Raw genomic sequence first — 24,801 nt, 5'->3', positions numbered from 1 at the left:
GCACTCATGCCCGCAATTCCTTTGCCCGGCGTCTCCGCGCCCGAAGCTGCAGGTCAATGATGGAGCCTGTAGCCGTCAGTATCCATAGGATCAGGCCGCAAAGAAGCCAGTTGCCAAAGCCTGCAACAGTGACTCCCCCGGGCAGAATGCTCGCAATCAGGAGCGCCACGAGGGCCACAATAATCCCGGCCCCACTGATGAAGGTGGGGGCGAACCGGCTGGCCATCTTTGCAACGATCGGAGCGAGAAGGGCCTGCGAACCTGCCAGGATCACGGCTGCCGCGACGAATCCCTGCCACTGCACGCGGAAGCCTGGCAGCCACAGGGCACTGAGGATCAATCCTGCGGCGGCTGCAGCGACGTGGATACCAGCGGTGAAGAGCAGTGATTTCACGAGGGCTCCGTGGTGACTCGGGGCAGGCATCTAAGTCCGTCCGGGTCTGCGGTGGCAATATCAGGGAATGCAACATCTGCCGTTTGGCCAGGTGCAAGGGTAAAGCTGTCTTCTTCGTAGCCAATGAGATACGCGTCAGCGCTGCGCCGGATCGAGAACCTTACAGTGAAGGTCGCCTCAGCGGGTTCATTGTTGGTGAGGAGGGCTTTGCCACGCCAGACATTGTCGGCATCTGCACTGCAGACAAAACCGCTGAGAAGCTGCGGTTCAGGAGAGGGTGCAGGGATGGACGTAACAGTGACGGTGGCTACCGGGGTTGACCCAGACGTCCCGCAGGCGCCCAACAGCAACACTGATGTGACGCCCAGTCCTACCGTGGCGAGTGAAGATACTTTCATAATTTCACCCTAGGTCTGGGCCCCAGGGTGCGACTCACCCTATTAGGGTGAAACACCGCAGCGAGCGGCCTCCGAAAATGAGCTGCGGCCCAAAAATCAGGGCAGGTGCCCGTTTCTGTAGGCTGCCGCAACGGCGTCGTGGCGCGAACTGACGCCCAGTTTGGCGTAGACCAGCCGGAGATGCGTTTTGATCGTGTTGACGGACAGGTGAAGTTCGGCGGCTATCTGCTCCTGGGACAGATGCGATGGCAGCAGTGCCAGTACCTCCTGTTCCCGTTGCGTCAGCGACTGGCGCTGCTTGGTCCCGCCGCTCCGCAACGCCAGCAGGCGCAACGACAGGGGCTCCTGGAGGCCGTGGACGCCAGCTCGCTCGATCAGCAGATCCATGATTTCCTGCGGTGCGAGGACCAGCGGGCGTAACACGTTCAGCTCGTTTGCCCGCTCCAGTGCCTCGTCAAGAATCGCGATGGCTTTGCTGCGCTGGCCTGCACGCAGCGCCATGGTGCACTCCAGGACTGAGACATGCAACCAGGTCCATGCAAGCACGGGCACCACTGCACCGGCATGCAGCGGCGCCAGCCTGCTGCGGGCGACGTCAAAACGATTGAGGGCCGCTGGCCCCTGCGCCCGGATCAGGGCAAGCTCTCCGGTCCCGGTCAAGTGGATTTCCGACCATTCCAAAATTTCCCTGGCACGTCGCGTATGCCCCAGCGCCATGGCCGCGGCGTGTTCAGTCACGGCCATCCAGGCGCACAGCGGCTTGCCGAACGGACTGGCAGTATCAATCCGCGCCCTGACCTGGCGCATACCCTCCAGCGCCTGCTGCCTGCCGCCAAGATCCATCTGCGCCGTCGCCTTGACCAGATCCACTGCCAGGGACAGTAATTCTCCAACACCTCCCGAGGACGCTGTCATGTGCCCCAGTTCGGTCCGTCCGACGTCGGCAGCCACGGCGGCCGCCGCTGGCTCACCGTGCAACAGGGCTGCTGAACTGCGGATCAGTGCCCCGAGAACACCTCCAGGGGACGACCCCCTGGCTCGTTCTGGCAGATGGTCTTCATAGACCGCTAGGAGGTCACTGGCTTTTCGCAGGTCCCCCAGCATTGATGCAGCAGAAGCCTGGCGCAAGATGATCTTTCCCACCAGGTGAACATTTCCCACGTCGTTGGCCTCCGCCAAGGCCCGCTGTGCCCGCAGCTCCGCCTCGGCAAAGTTACCCCTGGCCAATTCCGTCTTGACCTGCATCATGGTGGCCTTGATCCGAATCGACGGATCTGCGGAAAAGACCAACGATTCAGGCCACCCCACCGGTGGTTCCGGATCTTGCTGGCGTTGGGTGGCAAACCAGGACACCTCAGCCTCCGCGAGGGTCCTGAGTTCGTCCACATCACGCGACGGTTCAAGCGGCCAAACCCTGGAAGCAGCTGCGAGGAAGCGGGCAGCCGCCAACGGTTGGTGTATCTCGAGGTGTCCAAATGCAGCCACCAGGCACAGGGCAGGGCTGTCCAACACCACCGAACCGAGCTCAGTTAGACCCTGCCGCACCATCGCCTGGCCACCGGAGTTGATCAGCGCGACACCGCTCTTCTCAAGAATGGCAGCGATAAGCTCGCAATCCGCTCCATTGAGGGCGTGCCACAGCCCAGAAAGGGGCTGGCCTGCCTGAAGATGCCACGCGGCCGCAGCGGAGTGCCGTCTCTGAAGCTCCCCGGGAAAGCGCCTCGCCAGATCACCGAGAATATAGTTCTTCAGCAACGGACGAACCCGAAAAACCGTCCGCCGTTCACCAGAATTCTCAAGGAAACCCAGATCATCCGCCAGCGACGCAAGTATCAATCCGACGTCCGGCAGCCCCGTAATGGCCGCGGCCTGGCCCGGGTTGAGCTCCCGGCAGAGGCTTGCAGTCCGTAGGACTTCCTGTTCTGCAGGGGGCAGCCCTGCGAGGACAACGCGCTCGAAGTAGTCAGCAATTTTGCGGCTGTTTCCCGCGACGTCCGCCAATAATGCCGCTGGATCTTTTGCATTCTGGAAAGCCTGAAGTGCGAGTACCAACCCGGCAGGCCAGCCCTCTGTCTGCTGGAATAGTCCTGTGAGCTCGCCAGCGCCGAGTCCTGGCGCGTTGATGGCCGCCAGGTCCTTTGCCTCGTCCAGGGAAAAAGCAAGGTCATTGGGAAGCAGCTCAAGGATACGGCCCGTGAGCCGGGCTGCCCCCAGGTCAACAGACCTGCTGGTCCTCGCTGTCATGAGGAGCTGGACAGGGAGGTCCCTGTGGTTCAGGAAAGCCGGCAGCCAGCGTTCGCGCTCGCGCCGCTCAAAGCGATCCACGCCATCCAGGACCACCCTGACGAGAAGACCGTCGGCTGCCAACAGGCGACCCAGTTGGTGGACTGCATTGGAAGGATTGTCGTGGATCAGGCCTAGCCCATGAAGGGAACCGGACTGTACTCCCGGGCAGCGTTGGATCGCGCCAAGGACTGCTGCCCACAACTCGCCACTGTTGCTCTGGTCAACGGTGACCCATGCAGTGGTCCCCGGATCGGCATCGAGCCACTGGGAGAGAAGCGTGGTCTTGCCGAAGCCGGCTGGGGCAGAGATCAGCACCGAGGCAGGCGCTGCAGCGAGCCGGCTGAGTAGTTTTGGCCGCTGTATGACATCAGCTGGAGTCTGCACGGTCGGATAGTAGACAGTGAATCGCGGGTCAGGTACCTCTAGATCGATCTGTTCCACGTCCCAAGTCTATGATCCAGGACGGTGTTTTCACCCGGGTTCTGGAGTTTCCTTTGCAATAACAATCGTGTCTGGTACAGGTCCTGTCTTGGCATCTTGCCGTGGCACTATTACTTCCTTGATGATCAGGAGAATGGATGCCGTGGTGGGGCAGGCGATAAGTGCTCCAAGGAGGCCCAGCAGCGTTCCGCCCACCATGGCGCCGATCAGGACCAGGGAGGCCGGGATGCTAATTGCTTTGCCCACCACCCGTGGGGTGAGGACATAGGCTTCAACCTGCATGTAGACAAGCATCACCAGCAGCACCACAACTGCTGTTGAAAGTGAGGTGAAGAGGGAAATCACCGTCACGAAAGTGGTGCTGACCACGCTGCCCACCAGCGGAATCAGCGTGATCGGGAAGGCAAGGATCGCCAGGACCGCGGCGTACCTTACGCCTGCGACGCTCAGGACAATAAAAGTGAACGTCGCGTTGAAAAAGGCAAGCACCACCATGCCGCTCAGATATTTTCCCACCGAGGCCGCAATTGTCTCGGACAGGTCAATGAAGGACTCCCTGCGATATGCCGGAACCAACGCATACATGCTGGACTTGATGGCTTCGAGCCCGGCAACAAAATAGAGCGTGAGAACAACCACGAAAATGGTGCCGAAACTTGCATTGACCAAGTTGTAACCCACCTGCAGCGCACCGCCACCTACGGCGAGCCACACGTTGGGATCTGCGGCAGCGACCCCAACCCAGTCCACAAGCGGAGTCAGAAGCCCACCTACGGAACCGTTAAGGTCACTGAACCACGGCTGGTTTGCAAGGTCATCGAAACTCCCCGGGAGGGCCCGGACCAGTGCCGTGCCCTCCTCGATAAGAATCGGTGAAATGAACCGGACCAGCAGGACCACTGCCAGGAGGAAGCCGCCCAGGACCGTCAGAACCGCCCCGGACCGGGAAAACTTCCATCTCTCAAGTCGCCGCACCAGCGGATACAGCCCCAAAGCTATGAAGAGAGCCATAAAAATCAGGGTCAGCGCATAGGTCAGCGATACGATGGCCGCGCCGATCACCAGCGCCAGAAGGACACCGAGTGCGCCGAAAAAACCAAAGCTGAATGGACCACCATGCAGGAGCGGTAAATCCTTCAGTCGTGCCATGGTTCATCCCGTTTCTGGATTATGGGAATGCAGTACATCAGGACTGCTGGGCTCAGGCGAGTGCCAGTGCTTTCAGGCGATCGAATTCGGCGTCTGAGATATCACCGGCTGCATGCAGTGCCTTGGCAGTCTGGATCTGCTGGCTCGGCGATTCCTTGCCGTCTAGGCTGCGGATGTAGTTCTCGGTTTCTTCTACTGCGGCCTGGGCCCGGAGGTTCTGCCGCGATGCCATGCCCTTGCCGCGGAACAGAACATAAACCAGGCCACTCACCACGGGAGCAACAAAGAAGCAGATCAGCCACAGGGCCTTGACTCCGCCATTCAGGTTCCGGTCCCGCAGCAGATCCCCCATAATCTGGAAAAGGAGGATCAGATAGGCAACAAAGAAGAATGCGACAACTATGCGCCACAGTGTTTCCCAGAAATTCATGTCTTTTTTTCCTATCATCAGCGGCGTTTTTGCGACGCGCGGGCCCCAGAAGACAGCCTCCTGAATGCAACCCACCTAAAAATTACGCGGAAAACCAGAGCAACAGTGCTGCCTTTCAATCTTTCATCTCATTCAGCAACGACAACTCACCCACTTAGGGTGATCGTGGGGTGAAGTAGCTAGAATTCCAGCATGGCCATCTATCTTGACCCGCCGCTGTGGCCTGCCCACGGGACGGTTTTCTCCCATCTCGTTTCGGATGACTCCCTCAGTGAACTGCATTCCTTTGCGGGAGCCGCCGGGATCCCGGCCAGGGCCTTCGACGGCGATCACTACGATGTCCCTGTCCGCCGCTATGAAGATCTGGTGGCTGCCGGTGCCATCCCGGTGGAAGCGCGCATCCTGGTCCGGAAGCTGATAGCCAGCGGCTTGCGCATTCGCGCCCGGGACCGGAATTCTTCGCTCCACCTGCCCCTTCTCAACCGCTGGAACAGCACCTTACCGGGGCACGATGCCCTGTTCTTGGACCTCATGGACCGGTGGGGCGAGGACCACCGGCACTACCACGGCCGCACGCATCTCCTGGCGGTGCTGGAGGCCTTGGACGTGTTGGCCGCTCCCGCGTTGCCGTCCCGCACGGTCAGGCTGGCAGCCTGGTTCCACGACTCCGTCTACCGCGGCATAGCTGGACAGGATGAGGAGGAATCGGCTCGATTGGCCGTTGACCGCCTGACAGAAGCCGGGGTGCCCGCTTACGAAGTGGCTGACGTGGAGCGGCTGGTCCTCCTCACAGCCCACCACCGGACGGATCCTGCAGATACCGGCGGCGCGCTGCTCTGCGACGCTGACCTGTCAATCCTGGGTGCTGCACCGGCCGACTACGCCCGCTACGTTGCAGCCGTCCGCCGCGACTACGCGCACGTTCCCGACGCTGATTTCGCTGCCGGGCGTAGCGCCGTCGTCCGCTCTCTCCTGGCACTGGATCCGCTGTTCACACTGCCGCGGGCACAGAGCTTGTGGCTGGGCGCTGCCCGGGCGAACCTGCGAGGCGAACTCGCGTGAATGAAATTCACGCAGCACACCGGCAGCCGCCCTTCACGGTGCGCTGCGAAGGGGGCCTGGCAGCCACCTAGGCCACAGCCCACGGGACGGACGTGGAAGTAGTCGTGGATCGTTTTGCCTTTACCACTTGCGTGAGCATCGCAGTCCACCGCGGGGCCACAGTGTGTCCCTACCCCGCGCGGGACGCAACGGCAAAAGCCTTTTTCTCCCGAGCACTCAGCAATGTTGGCCGGACGCTGCGGCGAGCCGGGGCTGTCCCTGTCGCCGGCCTTCCCTCAGCGGTGCTGGTAGGTGCCAATGCTGGAACTGCCGGTGGGGACAATCTGCTTTCCGAGCGGCATCAGGGAGACCGGGATCAGCTTGATGTTCGCGATAGCCAGGGGAATCCCGATGATGGTGACCGCCATGGCTATTGCGGAGGCCAGATGACCAATCGCGATCCATACACCAGCAAAAACCAGCCAGATAATATTACCCAGCAGGGAAAGCGACTGGTTGCCCCGGGGGCCATCCACAACCATGCGCCCAAAGGGCCACAGTGCGTAGGCGCCGATCCGGAACGACGCGATCCCCCACGGAATGGTCACGATCAGGACGCAGCAAATAACGCCGGCCAGGAAATAGCCCAGGGCAAGCCACAGACCGCCAAAAATAAGCCAGATGATGTTCAGCAAAGTCCTCATCACCCTATTCTGCAGTGTTGGTGCGCAAAGGGGCATCAGGGGTTCCCCTGATCTTTGGATCAATCCTGGCCTACACCGGGGTCAGCCTTTGGCAGCGTGAACAAAATCCCGGATCCGCTCCACGTCCTTGATACCACGGGAGCTCTCCACGCCGGAAGAGACGTCAACCCCCCAGGCATGAGCCGCATGGGCGGCGTGGGCGACGTTATCCGCGTGCAACCCGCCGGCAAGGAGCCAGCGGCGGGCAACGCCGTCGTGGTTCTCGTTGTTGTCCCCGATCCTGTCCCGGACGGAGGAATAGTCCCAGGACTCGCCCGAGCCTGGAACCGCAGAATCCACCAGGAGGATGTCCTCCCCCATGGATGCGAAGGCAGCATCGTCATCAGCCATTGTCACGGCGCGGATTACCCGAAGCTTTGCCTCGTGGGCGGCCGCAACGTCCCGCGTGGAACGGTTTCCATGCAGCTGGATCCAGTCAAGTCCAGCTTCTTTCACGGCCGCAAGTGCATCCTCTATTGGTTCGTCCCGGAAAACCCCGACGGCGGCCACTTCTGGCGGAACCACATCCAGCAGCGTTCGCGCGGTGTCAGCGCTGACTTCCCGGGGACTGGACGTGAGGACAAACCCGAGCGCATCCGCACCTGCTGCGACTGCTGCCTCGACGGATTCGGTGGTACTGAGTCCGCAGACCTTGACGAACACGTGAACTCCTTAGTGGTGATGGCCATCTGAAGCATTGATTTCTGTGCCTCAGACGGAAGAACCTGACGCAACCGCACGTTACACCAGTGGCGGCCCGCATATGCTGGCTGCACGCACCCGATGAAAAGGAATCGCATGTCCACGATCGTTAACCTTGAAATCCAGATTGCTCCCGCCCATCTTGATGACGCACCCAGGGTCATCAACGAAACACTTGTTGCAACCCGCGCATGGCAGGGCAACGAGGGCATTGAGGTGCTGGTGGATGACGCAGATCCCTGCCACGTCCTGATTGTTGAAACCTGGGCCACCACGCAGGACCACGCCGATTATGCTGCCTGGCGCCTCACACCCGAAGGCAAGAGCGGACTGGGCGATATCCTCGCGGCAGTGCCCACCAAGGAGATCTTCTCCGCCAGGATTGCCCTAGACAAGTAGCAACCAGCCGAACCCAGGAGTTCCCATGCCCGCTTTCCACCACGATCTGAGGCTGGGTCGGTTCATTCCGCCTCTATCGGTGGGGCCAAGGGTGGCGAAATTTGCCAACCGGGGCTCGGTCAAGCCCCCTGATGCGGCAGTGGATCTTCTGATCGAGGACGTTGACGTACCTGGCCTTGAGGGTGCTCCCCCGGTAGCGCTGCGGCTCTACCGTCCGCGAGCCCTCACAGGCCGGGCGCCAGCGCTCCTGTGGCTCCATGGCGGCGGAATGGTGCTCGGAAACCACGTCCAGGATGAGGCTTCCAATATCAACTTCGCACGGACGCTGGGCATCACCGTGGCGTCCGTGAACTACCGCCTCGCACCGGACTACCCTGCGCCTGCCGCCGTTGAGGATGCCTACGCTGCCCTGGCATGGCTGGTGGGAAATGCCGGTTCCCGCGGCGTCGACCCGGGAAAAATTGCGATCGGTGGGGCGAGCGCTGGAGGCGGAGTTGCCGCGGGCCTCGCGCTTCTGGCCCATGATCGCGGCACCATCACCCCCGCGTTCCAGTTGCTGGTTTATCCCATGATCGATGACCGGACAGTCGCCCGGACCGATATGGACACCAGCAACGTCCGGGTCTGGACCCGGCGCAGCAACCGTTTCGGCTGGGCCTCCTACCTAGGAACCGAACCGGGCACGGAGGGGGTTTCCGCATACGCCGCCCCGGCCAGGCGTGCGGATCTCTCGGGTTTGCCGCCTGCGTGGATCGGTGTAGGGAGCCTTGACCTCTTCCTCGACGAGGACGTCGCCTACGCTGCTCGGTTAAACGAAGCTGGGGTTTCCTGCGAGCTGATGACCGTTGAGGGAGCTTTTCACGGATTTGATGCCCTTTTCGCCAAAACTCCGGTGGCGAAGGAGTTCTGGCAGGCGCAGGTCGATGCCCTCCGGACATCGCTTTTCCCTGCTCCATAAAGGACTTAGGACCCTGGCAGGTCTCTCGCAGGAGCGTAGTCTCTAGGCCAGGTTGATACTCAGTGGTGATTTCCGCTCCGAGGAAGGGATCCGGATATGTCTAAGATTGCCAGGAAAATCGAGCCCGCTTTCTGGGGCGAGCACCCGGTATCAGCGGAAGAAGCCGCCGAAATTTCCGACTGGGTGGAAGAGGGCGGAACCGCCAACCCCGATGGCCCACCACTGATAACCGAAGCCCGGGATACGGGCCCCGGCAACGGTTGAGCCCTAGTAGTGGACGCATGGCTTAGTGGACCTACCGCGGAACAAACTAGGCTGGGCCCATGGAGATCATCCGCTATGCAGAGTTGAAGCCAACGCCACTTCCTGGCAACGCCGGAACGTCCCATCGTGTCGCGTCCGCTGACGGCTGGAGCATCACCCTCAACGAACTGCGCAAGACCATGGACCTGGCGACTGGGTCAGAGCGGTTGGTGACGGTGGTGGACGGCGAACTCCTGCTTTTGACCCTTGATGGGCAGGACCACCCCCTGGAGAAGAACCGGGCGTTCCGTATTCCAGCAGCAGCCACGGCCCAAGGCTCCCTCCCCACCGGCGATATTCGTTTCCTCAGCGTAGCTACCGACGCCTCCTTCCGGGGGTACACCTCCATTATTGAGATCTCCAAGAGGCGTGCCCACCCCGTTTTTGCTGGTCAGTTTGCCGTTCTCCTCCAGGGCCAGGCGAGCGTCACAGCCGGCGGCGAGGAGCCTACAGAGGAAACGGGTGCGGAGGCACTCAACCGCTGGGACGCCGTCGTTGGCTCTGACACCGCATCCCCTGAAATTCTGGGCCGCGGATTCCTGGCCGTCGTCTCCATTGATGCTGTGAACAGCTAGCGTCTTCGAATCCCTGCGGGTGGTGAGGTTCTTCACCATTGCTGGTCGCCGGGCAGTGCGCATTGCTAGGGTGGGTGCAAGGCCGCCACTGACGGCCTCCGGACGACGGTTCAGTACCCGGCACGCGACAAGACTGGCCAGAGGATCAATCATGGCCTGGGTCATTCTCATTATGTCGGGAGCGCTGGAAGCCCTGTGGGCTGCCGCCCTCCACCGCGCATCACAAGCCTCCGGACGCCGGCGCATTCGCCCCGGAGCGCTCTTCCTGGTTGCCGTTATTGCAAGTACGGGTGGCCTGGCACTCGCCATGCAATCGATACCCACCGGCACGGCCTACGCCGTCTGGGTAGGTGTGGGCGTGGTCCTGACAAGCGCCTACGCCATGGTCAGCGGCGTTGAACGCCCGACGGCGGCACGCCTCCTGCTACTCTCCGGCATTGCCGCGTGCGTGGTTGGCCTGAAGGTGGTGGCGTGATGAACAACCGCACATTCGCCTGGATCGCACTGCTTGGTTCAGCAGTGCTGGAGGCGGTCTGGGCTACGGCCCTGGGCCTCTCGCAGGGCTTCAGCCAGCTTGGACCCACCGTTGTCTTCGCTGTGACAGCAAGCCTGAGCATGCTGGGCCTGGGCTTCGCCGTCCGACAGATTCCGCTGGGCACCGCTTACGCCATTTGGGTCGGCATTGGGGCCGCGTTGACAGTGGGCTGGGCAATGGCCACGGGAGCCGAAGCCTTCAGCATCATCAAGGTGGTCCTCATTGCAGGGATTGTGGCCTGCGCTGCCGGACTCAAATCGCTGCCTGCTGGGACGCCGGAAACCTCCGCGGCCCCTGACAAACCCTGATGCACGCTGGGTTTCTCCAGCTTTCGGGCGAGATCGCGGCGTGTCCCAGCAACACGCCGTCGTATTGGCCATCCGGGCAGGAGAAGGTGGGGAGATACAGCGAGCAAGTCTAGGCTCAGTTCATGGATTCTCCTGCGCTGACTACCGCCCTGGACGAACTGCTGCACCGGCTGGTGCCCGGCCAGCGGCTGATCCTTGGCATCGCAGGTGCACCTGGGTCCGGCAAATCGACCGTTGCGCAGGCACTTCAGCGTGAACTTGAGGCAGCGGTTGTGGTCCCCATGGACGGGTTCCATCTGGGCAATGCAATCATCGACGGGACGCCGCTGCGGGATCGTAAGGGCGCACCAGACACGTTCGACGTCGGAGGTTATGTTTCGCTCCTGGCTCGCCTGGTGCGCCGGGATGAGGAAGTTGTCTACGCGCCAGCGTTCCGCAGAAGCCTGGACGAACCGGTTGCCGCGTCGATCGCCGTGCCGCAAAGCGCACCAGTGGTCATCACAGAGGGGAACTACCTGCTCTCCACCCTGCCTGGCTGGCGGGAAATCCGGCAGCACCTGGACGAGGTCTGGTTCCTTGACTTGGCAGGGGAGACCCGGATTTCCCGTCTGGTGGAGCGGCACATGCACTTCGGGATGGACCGGGATGCCGCTGTGGCATGGGCCAACGGTCCTGACCAGGCGAACGCCGAGCTCATCGCAGCCACCCGCGACTCGGCAGATCGGTTGCTGAGGGTCGGCTGAAGCCAGTTCACCGCGTCATGGTGGCTTACGCCCAACGCCGCGGAATATGCACCTTCCGTGGCTGGTTAGGCACAGTCAAAGGATCCACACTACGAGGAGGAGAGCGCATGGCACTGCAGCTATTAGGTGACGGACTTGAGGTATCACCCCTAGGATTTGGTGGGATGGCGCTTACGCCGGTCTATGGTGACGTCGATCCGGAGGACGCGCTCCGAACACTCCACCACGCCGTCGACGCTGGCATCAGCTTCCTTGACACAGCGGATATCTACGGCAGTGGCAGCAACGAAGAGCTCATTGCAAAGCTGCTGCACGAACGCCGGGACGAGGTGCAGCTGGCCACCAAATTTGGCCTCGTGGGCAACCCAGCCACTGGGACCACAACAATTCGCGGTGACGCCGGATACATCCGCGCAGCAGTGGATGCGAGCCTGCAACGGCTCGGTACAGACGTAATCGACCTCTACTACATGCACCGCCGTGACCTCCGCGTTCCGATTGTGGAAACCGTGGAGGCCATGGCAGAGCTTGTCAGGCAGGGCAAGATCAAGCATCTTGGCCTGTCAGAGGTCACAGCCCAAGAACTCGCCGAAGCCCACGCCGTGCATCCCATCGCGGCTGTGCAGAGCGAATGGTCCATCTGGAGCCGCGATGTGGAACGCAATGTGGTCCCGGCGGCAGCCCGACTGGGCGTCGGCTTTGTCCCGTATTCTCCCCTGGGCCGCGGTTTCCTCACGGGGACCGTAGACACTGCAGCGCTGGGTGCCGATGACTTCCGACGCCGGATCCCCCGGTTTGCTGACGACGCCATCGCCACAAACCAGAAAGTAGTTGCCACGGTTGCGGAGATTGCCTCGGAGCTGGATGCGACAGCCGCACAGGTTGCCCTGGCCTGGTTGATCCAGAAGGGCCAAAGCCTTGGACTTCCTGTAGTCCCCATTCCAGGAACCCGCCGCACGGCGCGGATTGACGAAAACATCGGCGCCCTGGCACTTCGCCTCACCGACGCGCAGGTTTCCGCGCTGGACAGCGCGGCAGACGGGGTTGTGGGCTCCCGGTCGGCCAATCCAGAGTGGGTATCGGAAGGACGCGAATAGAGTGGAGAGCATGGAAACACTCATTCATTCACTTCGCGACATCACCATCCGCAGGATCTCGGTCAGCGAGATGGACAATCAGGTGTACCTGTTGACCGCCAAGGCAACAGGATCGCAGCTCCTCATTGACGCCGCAGACGACCTCAAGGCCATCCAGTCCATGATTTCCGATGCCGCTTCGGACACCGAGGCGGGCCTCTCGCTCGATCTGGTGGTTACCACGCATCAGCACTGGGACCACATCCGTGCGCTCAAGGAACTGGTAGAAGCCACAGGGACGCGCACCGCCGCGGGCGCCGAGGACGCTCCCGCATTACCGGTACCTGTTGATGAAATCCTGGCCCAGGGTGACGTGCGGAACTTTGACGGGTTCAGCGTGGGCGCCATAGCGTTGCGCGGCCACACGCCGGGTTCCCTTGCCATCGTGTACCAGGACCCGGACGGCCCGGCACACATTTTCTCCGGCGACTCGCTGTTTCCCGGCGGCGTGGGCAACACCGAAAAGGATTCAGTACGGTTCGCACAGTTGATGGACGACGTCGAGGAACGGCTCTTTAACGCCTACCCGGATGACACTGTGGTCCACCCTGGCCACGGAAGCCCCACCACCCTTGGAGCTGAGCGGCCCCATCTAGCGCAGTGGCGTTCACGCGGCTGGTGAGCCCTCGGCTGACAAACAACTGATCCGGCCGGCCTCCCGTTGTGGGGAGGCCGGCCGGATCAGTGATTTAAGGTGCTGTTATGCCTTAGCGGCTACGGCGTTCGTTTGATGCCGGTGCCGACGCGCGGCGGGATCCACCAGCACGGGCCGGGCGGCCGCTGCCACCCTTGCCACCGTTACCGGAACCCGAACCGTAGGATCCACCGGATGTCCCACCGGTTGTGGAGGACCACACCGACTTGTTGCCGCCAGCACGGGCCTCGCCGCCACCAGCTGCTGCACGCTGACCGGTTGCCGGACGGCCACCACGCTGGGCGCCGGCGGATGCGCCGCGACCCTCCGAGGAGCGTCCCCCGGAGGTGCGGGGTGCACCACCACGGGTGTCCGCGCCACGTGAATCAGAACCACGTGCTTCGCCGCGTGAATCGGACCCGCGGCCAGCCGATGCACGGCCACCTGCTGCGGGAACGTCGTTGCGGTGAGTGCTGCCGGCAGTGCCGCGAACCCGCGAGTTGCGGCGTGCTGCTGCGGCTGCGATGGACCGGTCTTCGTTCTGTTCGGACACGCGGTCGAAAGCTGCTCGAGCTTCCGTGCGACCTTCGAATGCTGCGGCGCGGCGCTCTGCACGGGGAACATCCGTGCGGGTTGCTTCGCCGCCAACGCGTCCGCGTCCACCGCGTCCGCCACGGCCACCGACGCTAGGTGAGCCCTGGTTACGGTTGCTGCGCTTACGCTCAGCGTTGGCTCCGGTGGATTTGCCGCCACCCTGGGGGCCAGCCTTGGCCGCCAGGAGCGCGGCACGGGTCCGGGGATCGATCTTGTCAGCCATTTCGCCCACCAGGCCAGCAACCAGCGTGGAGTTGGCGCTGACGCGTTCGAAGTTGACCTCAACGCCTGCAGCCTTCATGAGCTTCTTGACGTCGTTCTGCTGCTCCGGGAGGGTCAGCGTAACAACCTTGCCCTCGGAACCTGCGCGGGCGGTCCGGCCTGAGCGGTGCAGGTAAGCCTTGTGCTCTGTGGGCGGGTCAACGTGAATGACCAGTTCCACATCGTCCACGTGGACGCCGCGGGCTGCGACGTCAGTGGCCACCAGGACGCGGACGTCGCCGGTGGAGAACTCTGCGAGGTTGCGGTCGCGGGCGTTCTGCGAGAGGTTACCGTGCAGGTCGACGGCGGGGATGCCAGCGTCAGTGAGCGTCTTGGCGAGCTTGCGGGCATGGTGCTTGGTCCGCATGAAGAGGACCCGGCGGCCTGCGCCGGACGCGAGCTCAACAATCAGCTGCTTCTTGACTGTCTGGTCGCCAACCACCAGGACGTGGTGCTCCATGGTGGTCACTGCGGCCTGGGGATCGTCGACCGAGTGCGTCAGCGGGTTCGACAGGTAACGCTGGACAATTTTGTCCACGCCGTTGTCCAGCGTTGCGGAGAAGAGCATGCGCTGTCCCTGGCTGGGGGTCATGTCCATGAGCTTCTTGACGACGGGCAGGAAGCCCAGGTCAGCCATGTGGTCTGCCTCGTCAAGGACTGTGATTTCCACGGCCTCAAGGGACACGATGCGCTGGCGGATCAGGTCCTCCAGGCGGCCCGGGCAGGCAATGACGATGTCGACGCCGGCGCGGAGGGCTTTTTCCTGGCGAGCCTGGGAGATACCGCCGTAGATGACGGTGGTGTTCAGCCCGGCGGACTTGGCCAGGGGTTCGATCGTGGCGTTGAGCTGCGTTGCCAGTTCACGGGTGGGTGCAAGGACCAGGCCCATGGGGCGCCCGGGCTTGCGGAAGTGCTTAGCTTCCCGCTCAGCGAGTCGTGCTACAAGCGGGATGGCAAAAGCGATTGTCTTTCCGGAGCCCGTGCGACCGCGGCCCAGGACGTCGCGTCCAGCCAGGGTATCGGGGAGAGTCTTCACCTGAATGGGGAATGGCTCAACAATTCCCTGGGCGGTGAGTGTGTCAGCAAGGGCCTTGGGTGTACCGAGGGCAGCAAAAGTAGTCATATTTTTATACGGTCTTTCAGGCGGTATCCAAGCGGATATCGGCCCCCGGAGCCGGTTGGACCAGGGGTTCGCCGAAGAAAAGTCAGGTGATCAACCGGGCCGCTGCAAATAAGGGCAACCAGCCGGGGACCAAATGGAACGCGTTCATCGACGCAGGACGTGCCTCTCACATGAAAAATCCCACTCCCAGAATTCTGGACTCCGATTCCGTTGGGAATCCTGGAGATAAGTGGGCATCACTGCACATCAAGTTTTACCAGTCTATCACCTCACCCGCATCGACTCCTGCACCCTCCTGGTTTGGGGCATTGCAAAGGGCGTCATCGCGGGGCAGGCTTGGGCCATGAACCCTGACACAACACACCACCACGAGGAACCGGCCCCGTTCGAGACCACAGATCCAGTCCACGCTGCGCGCATGTGGGACGAGATGTATTCCGCATCCGGGCGCCGCTGGAGCGGGAACGCAAATCCCCAACTGGTGGCGGAAATCAGCGGCAAGCCGGGCGGAAACGCCCTGGATCTTGGCTGCGGCGAAGGTGGCGACGCCCTGTGGCTGGCATCCCAGGGATGGAACGTGTGTGCCGTCGATGTCTCAGCAGTGGCACTTGCCCGGGCGGCCGAACACCAGGCCAGCGCCGGGCAGGACCTGCACGGTCAGATTTCGTGGGAGCTTCGGGACCTCAACGACTGGAAGCCGTCCGCGGAATTCGATCTTGTTTCAGCGCAGTTCCTCCATTCCACAGCCCTTCCGTGGCAGCAGGCCCTTGCCACAGCGGCCGGTGCGGTCCGGACCGGCGGAATGCTGCTGATAGTTGGGCACCACCCGGACCACCTTCCACCCTGGGGCGCACACCGCGTTGCCCATGCCCTGTTCACCGCCGCGGACGTTGTTGCCGAACTGGAGCTCGACGGCCACCGCTGGCGCCTGGACGTGAGCGAGGACCGCCGGCGGCCCATCGCCGGACCCGACGGCCAGGAAGCGGTGGTTGCCGACGTCGTCCTCAGCGCCCTGCGGCTGCAGGCGTAACACCCGCCCCCAACCTGGGGATTGCGCGCAGCCCTCAGCCCAGTGAAGAACTGCCTCCCGCCGGAACCCGAGGAGCCACCACTACCGCGCACGCGGCCAAAATCGCTGCCAGGGAAAACACGCCAGCGAAGCTGCCACCGACGGCCGCAAGACCGGTAAAAATAATTCCCGTGGTGGCCAGCGCCAACGCACCACCCAAGGAATCAGCAATGGTCATGGCTGAACTGTTGAATCCCTGGGTCTCCCTTGATGAGAGCGCAAGCGTCAAGACGCTCAACCTCGGGTACACCAGTCCCATCCCCGCGCCACCAAAAATCCATCCAACAATCGCGACGGCGGGCAGCAGATGCAGCGCAGCCGTCACGAGGGCTATGACAACGGCGGCCAGCACTGATGCCGTTCCGATCCGGACAGCCACCCGGTGGTTGAGCCGATCCCCGAGCCGTCCCTGCACCGTTGAGGCACTCGCCCAAGCCAGCGCACCAACGGTAAGCGTCAGCCCGGCAAACTGGGGCGAAAAGTTGTAGCGCTCGATGAGGAGATACGGGAGGTACACCTCCGTGCCGAAGAACGCTGCAGAGACGAGGCCACGTACCAGGATGACACTCGGCAGGCCGCGGAGTGCGCGGAGCGTACCCACGGGAACCAGGGGGCGAACAGCCACCAGGGCGATGGTCACGGCGATGACGGCCAGCATCAGTGACGCCCACGGAAACCCGTCGATCTGCACGGCAGAGGAGAGGTTGAGGCCAAGAACGGCAAGGGCAGCCACAACGGCCCAGGCAAGGCGGCCAAATTTCCACGGTCCGGGAGAAACTGGTGCTTCATCCAGACCCGTACCCTGCGGCTTCATGCTCCGTAGCGCCGGGACCAGCATGGCCAGCGCAGGGATCACCAGGAACACAACACCAAGGAACACCCAGTGCCAGCTCAAAGCGCTTGCCACTACCCCTGCGATGAAAGGCCCTATCAGGGAGGGGACAACCCAGGCTGCCGAGAATGCGGCAAATATTTTGGGATGCAACGCAGCGGGGTAGACCCGTGCCACCACCACGTAGAGGGCAACGGTGATGGCGCCGCCACCAAGGCCCTGAACCAACCTGCCAGCCACGAGTGCGGGCATGCTGGTAGCTAAGCCGGCCATGACCAAGCCCACCACAAAAAGCGCTGTGGATAGGTAGAGCGGCGTTGTCGGTCCACGCCTGTCAGACCAGTTGCCGGCGGCCACCATGCCGATAACCCCAGTGGCCAGCGGCCCGGCAAAAGCCAGCGCGTACAGGCGGGCACCATCAAGTTCGCGGCTCACCAGAGGCATCACTTTGGTCACTGCCAGAGACTCAAACGCGCTGAGGAAAACCAGGGCGCACGCGCCGATGGTGACCCACAGGTGGGGGTGCTGAAGGATCCCAGGGCCCGGCTGGGCCGGGCCGTGGGCGGCGGTGGGTTCAGTCTGTTCAGGTGAAGAGTCGTGCACGGGTGGGGCCTGTTCAGTGGTCATGGGCATTACGCTAAGACCTCAACTAAGGTTGAGGTCAAAATGGATCGATGCGGGGTCTGCACAAAAGAGTCCGCCAAGGGGAAGCATGGCACAGCAAGCACCCGGACCACACCAGTGGCTGAGTATTGGTGAGGTGTCCCGCCGAAGTGGAGTGACGGCATCCGCCCTGCACTTTTACGAGCGGAATGGCCTGATCAGTGCAGACCGAAGCGCAGGCAACCAGCGGCGCTATCGCCGGGACACGCTCCGCCGGGTGGCGTTCATCCGGGTGTCCCAGCGCGTGGGGATTCCGCTGAAGGAGATCCTGACAGCGCTGGAGTCCCTCCCCGATGGCAGGACTCCCACCAAGCAGGACTGGGAAAAGCTGTCGAGGGTGTGGCGGACTGAGCTCGATGCGCGGATCTCCACACTGGAGCACCTCCGCAGGGATCTGAACAGCTGCATTGGCTGCGGTTGCCTGAGCCTGAAATCGTGCAGCCTGCAGAATCCTCGTGATCTCCTGGCGGCAATGGGTGACGGCCCGGTGCTCTGGCAATCGGGCCTGGGCTAAGCCGCTATAGCACCCGGTACATCACGTGCAGGCCCACCAGTCCATGGTCTGGATGATCGAAGGCCTCCGGAACGGTACCAACGACGGTGAAGCCCAGGGATTTCCACAGGTGGACCGCGGCCAGGTTTGTTTCGACGACGGCGTTGAACTGAATGCCGTGATAGCCCTCGCTGCGCGCCCAGTCGAGGACGTACCTGCCGAGCGCCCGCCCTACTCCCCTGCCTTCGTGTGCAGGTGCCACCAGGAACGAGGCAGTCGCAATATGACTGCCGCGGCCAGGGCGGTTGGGACCCATTTTCGCCGAGCCAAGGATGTCCGTCCCATCGACTGCAACAACCGTCTGGCCGGGAGCCGACTCCATCCAGAACGGCCTGGCCTCGTCGAGGCCCTGATCCGCTGGCAAGGCATAGGTCAGCCCGGCGGCCATGGTGGACCGATAGAAGCTATAGATCTCCGGCCAGTCGCGGTCCGTGCCCACTCGAATCTCCATGGGCATCAGCCTAGCTGGGCAACGTACAACGAAGCAGCAGCCCCTACCCGCCCACGTACCTGCTGATCCCGGCCCGGTAGCCAAAAACGGCAGCGAGGGCGCCCACCACCAGGAACAGCACACCGGCTGCGGCAAAAGACCCTGTGCCCTGGTGCAATTGCCCCACCATCAGCGTTCCCGTGGATCCAACACCGTAGCCCACTCCCTGCATCATTCCCGAAAGCCGGGCAGCAGTGGGTCCATTGCGGGTCCGGAGGGTGATCATGGTCAGCGCCACAGCTGTCAGGCTTCCCTGGCCCAGGCCCAAAAGGGCGGCCCACGCCCAGATCAGCCCGAGCGGCCCAAAAATACAGAGCGCAAATCCACTGCCGGTCATGAGCGCCACCACCACGTTGATGGCCCGCTGGTCCCTACAGCGGGCCGCAAGCGCCGGCGCAAACAGCGATCCCAGCATCTGCAGGGCAATCGAGGTGGAGACGATCAACCCCGCCGTCCCGCCGCTGATCCCCCGCTCACGCAGAATCGGCGCTAGCCACGCAAAAACGCTGAACGACATCATGGCCTGCAGCACCATGAAAGCCGTGATCTGCCATGCCACCGGCGAGCGCCACACAGCCGTGCCCACCTTCCCAGGGACAACCCTGTGCCGCGGGATTCGCAGCGCCAGCGGCAGGAAGAGGAGCAGGACGACGCCGGCCGGAACCGCCCAGACCCACAGTGCCGCAGTCCATTGGCCGGTGAGCGCGTAGACCGGGTAGGTGAACCCGGCGCCGAGAGCCGCGGAGGCACAGATCGCTGTGGTATATAGGCCTCCCATGAGTCCCAGCCGATGCGGAAAATCCTGCTTGACGACGCCGGGAAGCAGGACGTTGCATACCGAGATCGCCGCCCCGCACACGGCAGTCCCAGCCAGCAGGGTGGGCAGGTGCCCGGCACCGGGGAGCTCCGAGGGCCTTATCACCAGGCCAACAGTAAGGAGTGCCATGGCTCCCAGCAGGACCCTTTCGGCCCCAAACCTGCGGGCCAGCCACGGCGCCAGCGGCGCAAAAACTCCCAGCAGCGTCACCGGGACGGTGGTCAGGACCACCACCGCCCATCCTGGCAGGCCGATGTCGGCCGTCAGTTCCGGCAGAACAGCGGAGAAGCTGGAAAAGACGGTGCGGAGGTTGAGGCCGACCAGGACCAGGCAGGCCCCCAGCAAAACGAGCACCGTCCGGCCGTGCCGTGGAACCGGAGCTGCGGAGGACTCTCCCGGGGCGGTTTTTCCTTCGACGTTCACGCGGCCATTGTTGCAGGTACCTCTGGGCTGGGCATCGCCCCAGGTGCAGACCGCGCACCTGCCCCACCACCCCAAGCCGGTATTCTGGTGCTGATGAGTGAATCCCCAGATACCCCGCAGCAGTCCCGCCCCATCACCCCGGGAACGCAGGCATCCTTTGGCACCTACGGCGGGCGGCCGGTCAGTTTTGTGCGGCGCGGTACCCGGTTGCAGGGTCGGCGTCAGACCGCGTGGGAAGAGCACGCGGACCGGTGGGCAGTGGATGTGCCCCGCCACATTGCCAACACCTCCGTGCACCCGGAGTTCACGTTCGACGCCGAGGCGGAGTTTGGACGAACGGCTCCACTGATAGTCGAAATCGGTTCAGGGTTGGGAGATGCGGTATGCCACGCCGCCGCCGAGAACCCCGACAAGGACTTCCTGGCCGTGGAGGTCTATACGCCGGGGTTGGCCAACACCATCATCAAGATCAACAGCCGCGGCCTGACCAATGTCCGGGTGGTCGAGGCGAATGCGCCCGAGGTGCTGAACACCATGCTTCCCGCCGGCTCCGTGAGCGAAGTGTGGGTCTTCTTTCCCGATCCCTGGCACAAGTCGCGCCACCACAAGCGCCGCCTGATCCAGCCCGAGTTCGCCGCGCAGGCAGCCGCTGCACTGGAACCCGGCGGCCTGTTCCGGATCGCCACCGATTGGTCCAACTACGCTGTCCACGTCCGCGAAGTCCTGGCCGATTCCCCGGATTTTGAGAACCTGTATGACGGCGAGCGCACCGGCCCGGACAGCCCCCTCACCCAGGTGTGGGAATCTGGCGTCGAGTCGGTGGTGGGCGGCGCCCCCGTGCGGGAGGGTCGCGACCCTGTCAGTACCGGCCACACCGGACCCAATGAAGGTACCGATACGGTCGGTGGCTGGGCGCCGCGATTCGCTGGTCGCGTACTGACCAGTTTCGAACTGAAGGCCCACGACGCCGGGAGGCTGGTTTTTGACCTGGCGTATCGCCGTCGTTAGCCCGAACTACTTGACGCGGATGGCTCCCACCACGTCCCTGAGGAGCTCAAGTCGGGGTTCCAGTTCCGGGTTGACGAACGGCCAGATAACGACGATGCCCAGGAACGTACTCTCTTCCCAGGTGCCCACCGTGGCAGCGGCCTTGGGGGAACCATCAGCACTGGTGTATCCCACCACGACAGCGAACGATGCCTTGCCCGGCAGGTCCAGCTCGCCCTCGGTGAGCTTCTGGCCGCCCCGTTCCCTGAGGTAGAACTCGGACATGAGATGTGCCCAGCCCGTGATCTGGGGGGCGTCCTTCACTGAGGTGGCGTCCTTGATGACTGTCACCAGGACATTGCCGGGCAACGCAAACTGCTCCGTCTCCGGGCCGGCAGTAGAGTCATCCAGGGCCTGGGTAAAGTCCGGGAATTGGGCTGTGTAGCCTAGCGGTGAATCAATGTGCACGCTCATTAAAAAAGCTCCTTCAGCTGTACGTCGTGGCCGTGTGATGCGGTTGAGGCTGGCCGTCAGAGGCTTTCAAGCCGGGTGTCATTGGGGACTTTATAGTACGTGGAGACGTTGGTGGAGACCTCGGTTTCCGTCTTCACCTCCACTTCACCAACCTTGACGTCAAATCCGGCTTCCGTGGAGGCATTGACCACACTGTTGACCTGAACTGTTGCCGCACCGGCGTCATAGAGTCTTGCCGCATCTTGGTCAGCTGCGGAGTCGTTGCCCAGCGCTACGTTGCGCATGTAGCTGTCAATCACTTCCTTGTTTTCAGGGGTGTAGGCAACATCAATTTTCACAGTGCCCTGCGCTCCGGACGTGACACTGGATTCGACTTTGGCCGCGTCCACATCTATCCCCTCCTTCAGGCCCTGGGCCACCGTGCCCTCCATGGAAAGGGACACCGAATCAATGGTGTTGTCACTCCCCATATTCAGTTGAAGGCCTCCCTTGCCGGATGCCTCAAACGTCTGGCCATCAAGGTCCAGCTTGCCGGAGGCGGAAACCTCGGCACTGGCTGTTGAGGTTCCGTCCGTGAGGTTCTTCTCGTACGCCAGGTCAAGAGAAGCTGAACCTGACGCAGCGCCAGCCTCGCCTTCCGCCTCGAAGGACAGTGTGCCCTTGGCTTTGTCGCCGTGGCCGGTGGTTCCATTCTCCGCAGCGGAATTGTCAATGGTGTCCAGGATGTATCCCGGCGGGTTTCCGGCAACATCCTTGATGTCCCCTGCGCTATCCGGTGGCAGGTCCCGGTACATCTGTTCACGGGCGGCCATGGCTTCTTCGACTGAACCAAATGTGTACTCACGTGAGACTTCGCCGTTCAGCGTCGCGCCCACCGTGCCGCTGGTGTCATTGACGCCGAGACCCATATTTCCGTAGACCATCATGGTGGCGCTGCCATCAGCATTTTCCACCACTTCGGTACCCACTTCGGCGCCACCGTGCACCCAGGCAACCCGGGCCTCAATGGAGGCGCTGCCGGCTTCTGAATAGATGGGGATATCAGCTCGCGCGACGTCCTGGAGGTGTTCGCGTGCCTGCTGCTGGACTGATTCGGGAATTCCACCGTCCATCTTCATCAGTTCAGTCGCCAAGGGGCCGTATTTACCGGAGCCTTCAATCAGGTACTTCTGGTCCTCGGCCGAGAGCGAAGCCCACCAGGCAGCCTGTTCCTCGGAAGTTCCCTTGACCATCGCGGCCAAACCGGATTCCAGGGCATCGCGGTGTTCGTTGAGCGCCTTTGCTTCCTCGACCTGTTTCGTGAACCAGTCGGCGAGGGCCGTAAAACTTCCAGGAGTGGGGGCAGTGGCACCGGCAGCGGTGTCGGCACCGGAAGACTTTTCTTGCTCATCGGCATTCTGCTTCAGCATGCGCGCATTTTCCTGCAGGCTGCTGACTATGCGGTCAAGGCTGGGCCGGTGACTGCTGGTCCATTCATGCCTGAACTGGTCCCCGTCACTCCCCTTCCAGGGTGCTGCCATGATCTGGCCCTGAAGGGACGAAGCCTTGGTGCTCAGCAGGTTTGCTGCTTTGTCGACTGCTTTAGCCAAAGCACGCAGTTGATCCACGTCTGCGCCGTAAAAGGTCATGATTTCTCCCCATGGAAAGATGCCGGTAAAGCTGATTCACTGCAGATCATCGTGGCATACCTCGTGCACGCCGGCCATGGGCATGACTACCCATGGCGACTTTGGCCGCAGCCCTCCCCGCCAGCAACCGCCTACGTGTGGGATTCCCACGCCATGGGCAGACATGGAATCATGGTCCTCTGCTGTGGAGGTGACCTCCGCGGCGGAGCCGACACGGTCAGCGGACCATGTGGTCCGTGGCCCTACGGAAGGAAACAGTCATCAAAGACGAAATGCACCAGGCTGCCGATGCCGCCTATCAGGCAACAAATTCCGGTGCCCTCGAGATCCTCGCTCGTGTTGGCTTCGCAGTCAGCGGACTGTTGCACCTGCTGATAGGAGTCACTGTTCTGCGGCTGGCATCCGGCGGCGGCGGAAGCGCAGACGTCAGTGGAGCCGTGGCCGAACTGGCAAGCCAGCCCGCTGGACCCCTCCTGCTCTGGAGCAGTTTTGCGGCCTGCGCCGCCCTGGCTCTGTGGCAAGTCAGCGATGCCATCTTCGATTACGGCCAACTGCCCACCAAGGACAAGACCCTCAAAAAACTTAAAGCTGCCGGCCAGGCTGTCATCTATGCAGGGCTTGCGACAACCTTGTTTTCTTTTGCTGTGGGCACCGGATCCGGCTCGGACAGCAGCTCCAAGACCAGCGACCTCACTGCCACGGTCCTCGCTGCTCCCGCCGGAGTGGTGCTCCTCGTGGCAGTTGGCCTGGGAATCTCCGTTGGTGGAGTCATCTACGCCGTCAGTGGGATCCGGAAGTCTTTTGCCAAGCATCTGGTTCTTCCCAGCCGCGCCACTCCCCGAAAGGCTGTTATTGCCCTGGGCGTGACCGGCTATGTTGCAAAAGGTGCTGTGCTGCTCCTCACGGGCATTCTCGTAGCGGTTGCCGCACTGGGGTCAAACCCGGAGGAATCAACCGGACTGGACGGCGGCCTCAAGGCCCTCCAGGACCAGCCCTACGGCAGTTACCTGCTGGCCGCCGTAGGGCTGGGGCTCCTGAGCTACGGCGTCTTCCTGATGGTCCGCGCACGACTCGCAAAGATGTAGCTCCGGGCTGGATCGCCGCACCCCGCTGGATGGGAACGGGCCTAGGGTAGAACCATGCCGCAGATCCGAGCAGAACGACTCATCCGCCTTGACCCGGCCACAGCTTTCGCGTTCTCACAGACCACGGGGGCGTTCCGCCTGTCATGGGATCCGTTCATCTCCTCGCAGGAATTCCAGGGCAGCGCAACGCACGCGGGCAAAGGGGTCCGGACGCGCACCCGATCGCGTCTGGGTCTGCTGATGATCAGCGAATACGTCTCCTACACTCCACCGAAGAACGTGGGAATGACAATGGTGAAGGGCCCATGGTTCTTCACCACCTTTGGTGGCGGCTGGCGTTTCACCGCTGACGACGTCGGCACCAAGGCCGTGTGGAAATACACCTTTTCGTGCCGCCCGGCGCTGTTACGGCCAGTCATGGAACGGATTGGCTCGTGGCTGCTGGGCCGGGAAATCGAGAAGCGGATCGAGGCGTTCGCCCGAGCATGCGAGAACCAGGCATTGGTGGCGGAGTTTCGGACTGTCATGGACTCTCCTTCCCGGGAGTAGTTCCTGGACGGAGTGCGCGGACCCTTTGCCAGCTGGCACGTGCCAGCAGTTCCCGGTGTGCGACGGCGCCCCTCGGCA

At 62.6% G+C, this 24,801-nt stretch carries 28 protein-coding genes and 1 riboswitch; of the genes, 15 read left to right on the top strand and 13 right to left on the bottom strand.

Annotated features, from left to right (window positions below; genetic code table 11):
• Positions 1-4: 4 nt before the first annotated feature.
• From QMG79_RS01060 to QMG79_RS01040, 5 genes are all read right to left on the bottom strand, one after another.
• Positions 5-394: a phage holin family protein gene (locus QMG79_RS01060; RefSeq protein WP_283536720.1), complete on the bottom strand. Its 390-nt coding sequence runs from the start codon at positions 392-394 to the stop codon at positions 5-7.
• Complete coding sequence (locus QMG79_RS01055) at positions 391-792, bottom strand: hypothetical protein (protein WP_283536719.1); 402 nt, start codon at positions 790-792, stop codon at positions 391-393. The genes QMG79_RS01060 and QMG79_RS01055 overlap by 4 nt, the downstream gene beginning before the upstream one ends.
• A 96-nt stretch (positions 793-888) precedes the next feature.
• Positions 889-3,519 (bottom strand): winged helix-turn-helix domain-containing protein, encoded by a 2,631-nt coding sequence (locus tag QMG79_RS01050; protein ID WP_283536718.1) that lies wholly within the window; start codon positions 3,517-3,519, stop codon positions 889-891.
• 30 nt (positions 3,520-3,549) lie between these two features.
• The gene (locus QMG79_RS01045) at positions 3,550-4,668 is read right to left on the bottom strand and encodes an AI-2E family transporter (protein WP_283536717.1); all 1,119 of its coding nucleotides are present in this window, start codon (positions 4,666-4,668) and stop codon (positions 3,550-3,552) included.
• A 52-nt stretch (positions 4,669-4,720) separates the two neighbouring features.
• Positions 4,721-5,098, bottom strand: a complete 378-nt coding sequence (locus tag QMG79_RS01040; RefSeq protein ID WP_283536716.1) for an SHOCT domain-containing protein — start codon at positions 5,096-5,098, stop codon at positions 4,721-4,723.
• 192 nt (positions 5,099-5,290) lie between these two features.
• On the opposite strand from QMG79_RS01040, the gene QMG79_RS01035 reads away from it, so the two are divergent.
• Entirely contained in the window at positions 5,291-6,160 is an 870-nt protein-coding gene (locus QMG79_RS01035; protein WP_283536715.1) for a DUF4031 domain-containing protein, read from the top strand.
• Positions 6,161-6,435: 275 nt separating this feature from the next.
• On the opposite strand, the gene QMG79_RS01030 is transcribed toward QMG79_RS01035, so the two are convergent.
• Entirely contained in the window at positions 6,436-6,843 is a 408-nt protein-coding gene (locus QMG79_RS01030) for a YccF domain-containing protein (protein ID WP_283536714.1), read from the bottom strand.
• Between the two features lie 81 nt (positions 6,844-6,924).
• Complete coding sequence (locus QMG79_RS01025) at positions 6,925-7,545, bottom strand: phosphoribosylanthranilate isomerase (RefSeq protein ID WP_283536713.1); 621 nt, start codon at positions 7,543-7,545, stop codon at positions 6,925-6,927.
• A 135-nt stretch (positions 7,546-7,680) separates the two neighbouring features.
• Between QMG79_RS01025 and QMG79_RS01020 the strand changes: the two genes are divergently transcribed.
• The 9 genes from QMG79_RS01020 to QMG79_RS00980 all read left to right on the top strand — a co-directional run bounded on the left by QMG79_RS01020 (position 7,681) and on the right by QMG79_RS00980 (position 13,163).
• Entirely contained in the window at positions 7,681-7,983 is a 303-nt protein-coding gene (locus tag QMG79_RS01020) for a putative quinol monooxygenase (protein WP_283536712.1), read from the top strand.
• Positions 7,984-8,008: 25 nt separating this feature from the next.
• Positions 8,009-8,941, top strand: coding sequence for an alpha/beta hydrolase (locus QMG79_RS01015; RefSeq protein ID WP_283536711.1), 933 nt, complete (start codon positions 8,009-8,011; stop codon positions 8,939-8,941).
• 96 nt (positions 8,942-9,037) lie between these two features.
• Entirely contained in the window at positions 9,038-9,205 is a 168-nt protein-coding gene (locus QMG79_RS01010) for a hypothetical protein (RefSeq protein WP_283536710.1), read from the top strand.
• Between the two features lie 59 nt (positions 9,206-9,264).
• Entirely contained in the window at positions 9,265-9,819 is a 555-nt protein-coding gene (locus tag QMG79_RS01005; protein ID WP_283536709.1) for a HutD family protein, read from the top strand.
• A 76-nt stretch (positions 9,820-9,895) separates the two neighbouring features.
• A riboswitch (guanidine-III (ykkC-III) riboswitch) is annotated at positions 9,896-9,961 on the top strand.
• Between the two features lie 9 nt (positions 9,962-9,970).
• Positions 9,971-10,294 carry a DMT family transporter gene (locus QMG79_RS01000; protein WP_283536708.1) on the top strand — a complete coding sequence of 108 codons (324 nt, stop codon included), beginning with the start codon at positions 9,971-9,973 and terminating at the stop codon, positions 10,292-10,294.
• On the top strand, positions 10,294-10,662 hold the full coding sequence (locus tag QMG79_RS00995; RefSeq protein WP_283536707.1) for a DMT family transporter: 369 nt from the start codon (positions 10,294-10,296) through the stop codon (positions 10,660-10,662). The genes QMG79_RS01000 and QMG79_RS00995 overlap by 1 nt, the downstream gene beginning before the upstream one ends.
• A gap of 122 nt (positions 10,663-10,784) precedes the next feature.
• Positions 10,785-11,405 carry a nucleoside/nucleotide kinase family protein gene (locus QMG79_RS00990; RefSeq protein ID WP_283536706.1) on the top strand — a complete coding sequence of 207 codons (621 nt, stop codon included), beginning with the start codon at positions 10,785-10,787 and terminating at the stop codon, positions 11,403-11,405.
• A 107-nt stretch (positions 11,406-11,512) separates the two neighbouring features.
• Entirely contained in the window at positions 11,513-12,502 is a 990-nt protein-coding gene (locus QMG79_RS00985) for an aldo/keto reductase (protein ID WP_283536705.1), read from the top strand.
• Between the two features lie 10 nt (positions 12,503-12,512).
• The gene (locus QMG79_RS00980; RefSeq protein ID WP_283536704.1) at positions 12,513-13,163 is read left to right on the top strand and encodes an MBL fold metallo-hydrolase; all 651 of its coding nucleotides are present in this window, start codon (positions 12,513-12,515) and stop codon (positions 13,161-13,163) included.
• A gap of 85 nt (positions 13,164-13,248) precedes the next feature.
• Here the strand turns inward: QMG79_RS00980 and QMG79_RS00975 are convergent, their stop codons facing one another.
• Positions 13,249-15,153: a DEAD/DEAH box helicase gene (locus QMG79_RS00975; protein WP_283536703.1), complete on the bottom strand. Its 1,905-nt coding sequence runs from the start codon at positions 15,151-15,153 to the stop codon at positions 13,249-13,251.
• 343 nt (positions 15,154-15,496) lie between these two features.
• On the opposite strand from QMG79_RS00975, the gene QMG79_RS00970 reads away from it, so the two are divergent.
• On the top strand, positions 15,497-16,183 hold the full coding sequence (locus QMG79_RS00970) for an SAM-dependent methyltransferase (protein WP_283536702.1): 687 nt from the start codon (positions 15,497-15,499) through the stop codon (positions 16,181-16,183).
• A gap of 34 nt (positions 16,184-16,217) precedes the next feature.
• Here the strand turns inward: QMG79_RS00970 and QMG79_RS00965 are convergent, their stop codons facing one another.
• Positions 16,218-17,681 carry an MFS transporter gene (locus QMG79_RS00965; RefSeq protein ID WP_283536701.1) on the bottom strand — a complete coding sequence of 488 codons (1,464 nt, stop codon included), beginning with the start codon at positions 17,679-17,681 and terminating at the stop codon, positions 16,218-16,220.
• An 85-nt stretch (positions 17,682-17,766) separates the two neighbouring features.
• Between QMG79_RS00965 and soxR the strand changes: the two genes are divergently transcribed.
• Entirely contained in the window at positions 17,767-18,231 is a 465-nt protein-coding gene (gene soxR, locus QMG79_RS00960; RefSeq protein ID WP_283536700.1) for a redox-sensitive transcriptional activator SoxR, read from the top strand.
• Positions 18,232-18,235: 4 nt separating this feature from the next.
• On the opposite strand, the gene QMG79_RS00955 is transcribed toward soxR, so the two are convergent.
• Together QMG79_RS00955 and QMG79_RS00950 are read right to left on the bottom strand one after the other, a co-directional pair.
• Complete coding sequence (locus tag QMG79_RS00955; protein WP_283536699.1) at positions 18,236-18,721, bottom strand: GNAT family N-acetyltransferase; 486 nt, start codon at positions 18,719-18,721, stop codon at positions 18,236-18,238.
• Between the two features lie 43 nt (positions 18,722-18,764).
• A complete protein-coding gene (locus QMG79_RS00950; RefSeq protein WP_283536698.1) occupies positions 18,765-20,000 on the bottom strand; it encodes an MFS transporter in 1,236 nt (411 codons plus the stop codon).
• A 93-nt stretch (positions 20,001-20,093) separates the two neighbouring features.
• Between QMG79_RS00950 and trmB the strand changes: the two genes are divergently transcribed.
• Positions 20,094-21,008 carry a tRNA (guanosine(46)-N7)-methyltransferase TrmB gene (gene trmB, locus QMG79_RS00945; RefSeq protein WP_283536697.1) on the top strand — a complete coding sequence of 305 codons (915 nt, stop codon included), beginning with the start codon at positions 20,094-20,096 and terminating at the stop codon, positions 21,006-21,008.
• A 6-nt stretch (positions 21,009-21,014) separates the two neighbouring features.
• On the opposite strand, the gene QMG79_RS00940 is transcribed toward trmB, so the two are convergent.
• Complete coding sequence (locus QMG79_RS00940) at positions 21,015-21,461, bottom strand: hypothetical protein (protein WP_283536696.1); 447 nt, start codon at positions 21,459-21,461, stop codon at positions 21,015-21,017.
• Positions 21,462-21,517: 56 nt separating this feature from the next.
• The gene (locus tag QMG79_RS00935) at positions 21,518-23,089 is read right to left on the bottom strand and encodes a WXG100 family type VII secretion target (protein WP_283536695.1); all 1,572 of its coding nucleotides are present in this window, start codon (positions 23,087-23,089) and stop codon (positions 21,518-21,520) included.
• A gap of 227 nt (positions 23,090-23,316) precedes the next feature.
• Here QMG79_RS00935 and QMG79_RS00930 point away from each other — a divergent pair, with 227 nt between their 5' ends.
• Both QMG79_RS00930 and QMG79_RS00925 read left to right on the top strand, forming a co-directional pair.
• Positions 23,317-24,174: a DUF1206 domain-containing protein gene (locus QMG79_RS00930; protein WP_502934682.1), complete on the top strand. Its 858-nt coding sequence runs from the start codon at positions 23,317-23,319 to the stop codon at positions 24,172-24,174.
• Between the two features lie 54 nt (positions 24,175-24,228).
• Positions 24,229-24,723 carry an SRPBCC family protein gene (locus QMG79_RS00925; protein ID WP_283536694.1) on the top strand — a complete coding sequence of 165 codons (495 nt, stop codon included), beginning with the start codon at positions 24,229-24,231 and terminating at the stop codon, positions 24,721-24,723.
• Positions 24,724-24,801 lie beyond the last annotated feature (78 nt).

Origin of the sequence: Pseudarthrobacter sp. PS3-L1, from assembly GCF_030063285.1 — a bacterium.
Classification (GTDB): domain Bacteria; phylum Actinomycetota; class Actinomycetes; order Actinomycetales; family Micrococcaceae; genus Arthrobacter.
The sequence above is the reverse complement of the archived record's forward strand: the minus strand, read 5'-3'. Positions and strand labels throughout refer to the sequence as shown.

Excerpts from the sequence above, each read along its gene's own strand:
- QMG79_RS01055 (WP_283536719.1), bottom strand. The coding sequence starts at position 792 with ATGAAAGTATCTTCACTCGCCACGGTAGGACTGGGCGTCACATCAGTG.
- QMG79_RS01045 (WP_283536717.1), bottom strand. The coding sequence starts at position 4,668 with ATGGCACGACTGAAGGATTTACCGCTCCTGCATGGTGGTCCATTCAGC.
- QMG79_RS01040 (WP_283536716.1), bottom strand. The coding sequence starts at position 5,098 with ATGAATTTCTGGGAAACACTGTGGCGCATAGTTGTCGCATTCTTCTTT.
- QMG79_RS01035 (WP_283536715.1), top strand. The coding sequence starts at position 5,291 with ATGGCCATCTATCTTGACCCGCCGCTGTGGCCTGCCCACGGGACGGTT.
- QMG79_RS01030 (WP_283536714.1), bottom strand. The coding sequence starts at position 6,843 with ATGAGGACTTTGCTGAACATCATCTGGCTTATTTTTGGCGGTCTGTGG.
- QMG79_RS01020 (WP_283536712.1), top strand. The coding sequence starts at position 7,681 with ATGTCCACGATCGTTAACCTTGAAATCCAGATTGCTCCCGCCCATCTT.
- QMG79_RS01015 (WP_283536711.1), top strand. The coding sequence starts at position 8,009 with ATGCCCGCTTTCCACCACGATCTGAGGCTGGGTCGGTTCATTCCGCCT.
- QMG79_RS01010 (WP_283536710.1), top strand. The coding sequence starts at position 9,038 with ATGTCTAAGATTGCCAGGAAAATCGAGCCCGCTTTCTGGGGCGAGCAC.
- QMG79_RS01005 (WP_283536709.1), top strand. The coding sequence starts at position 9,265 with ATGGAGATCATCCGCTATGCAGAGTTGAAGCCAACGCCACTTCCTGGC.
- QMG79_RS01000 (WP_283536708.1), top strand. The coding sequence starts at position 9,971 with ATGGCCTGGGTCATTCTCATTATGTCGGGAGCGCTGGAAGCCCTGTGG.
- QMG79_RS00995 (WP_283536707.1), top strand. The coding sequence starts at position 10,294 with ATGAACAACCGCACATTCGCCTGGATCGCACTGCTTGGTTCAGCAGTG.
- QMG79_RS00990 (WP_283536706.1), top strand. The coding sequence starts at position 10,785 with ATGGATTCTCCTGCGCTGACTACCGCCCTGGACGAACTGCTGCACCGG.
- QMG79_RS00985 (WP_283536705.1), top strand. The coding sequence starts at position 11,513 with ATGGCACTGCAGCTATTAGGTGACGGACTTGAGGTATCACCCCTAGGA.
- QMG79_RS00980 (WP_283536704.1), top strand. The coding sequence starts at position 12,513 with ATGGAAACACTCATTCATTCACTTCGCGACATCACCATCCGCAGGATC.
- QMG79_RS00975 (WP_283536703.1), bottom strand. The coding sequence starts at position 15,153 with ATGACTACTTTTGCTGCCCTCGGTACACCCAAGGCCCTTGCTGACACA.
- QMG79_RS00970 (WP_283536702.1), top strand. The coding sequence starts at position 15,497 with ATGAACCCTGACACAACACACCACCACGAGGAACCGGCCCCGTTCGAG.
- QMG79_RS00965 (WP_283536701.1), bottom strand. The coding sequence starts at position 17,681 with ATGACCACTGAACAGGCCCCACCCGTGCACGACTCTTCACCTGAACAG.
- soxR (WP_283536700.1), top strand. The coding sequence starts at position 17,767 with ATGGCACAGCAAGCACCCGGACCACACCAGTGGCTGAGTATTGGTGAG.
- QMG79_RS00955 (WP_283536699.1), bottom strand. The coding sequence starts at position 18,721 with ATGGAGATTCGAGTGGGCACGGACCGCGACTGGCCGGAGATCTATAGC.
- trmB (WP_283536697.1), top strand. The coding sequence starts at position 20,094 with ATGAGTGAATCCCCAGATACCCCGCAGCAGTCCCGCCCCATCACCCCG.
- QMG79_RS00940 (WP_283536696.1), bottom strand. The coding sequence starts at position 21,461 with ATGAGCGTGCACATTGATTCACCGCTAGGCTACACAGCCCAATTCCCG.
- QMG79_RS00935 (WP_283536695.1), bottom strand. The coding sequence starts at position 23,089 with ATGACCTTTTACGGCGCAGACGTGGATCAACTGCGTGCTTTGGCTAAA.
- QMG79_RS00930 (WP_502934682.1), top strand. The coding sequence starts at position 23,317 with ATGTGGTCCGTGGCCCTACGGAAGGAAACAGTCATCAAAGACGAAATG.
- QMG79_RS00925 (WP_283536694.1), top strand. The coding sequence starts at position 24,229 with ATGCCGCAGATCCGAGCAGAACGACTCATCCGCCTTGACCCGGCCACA.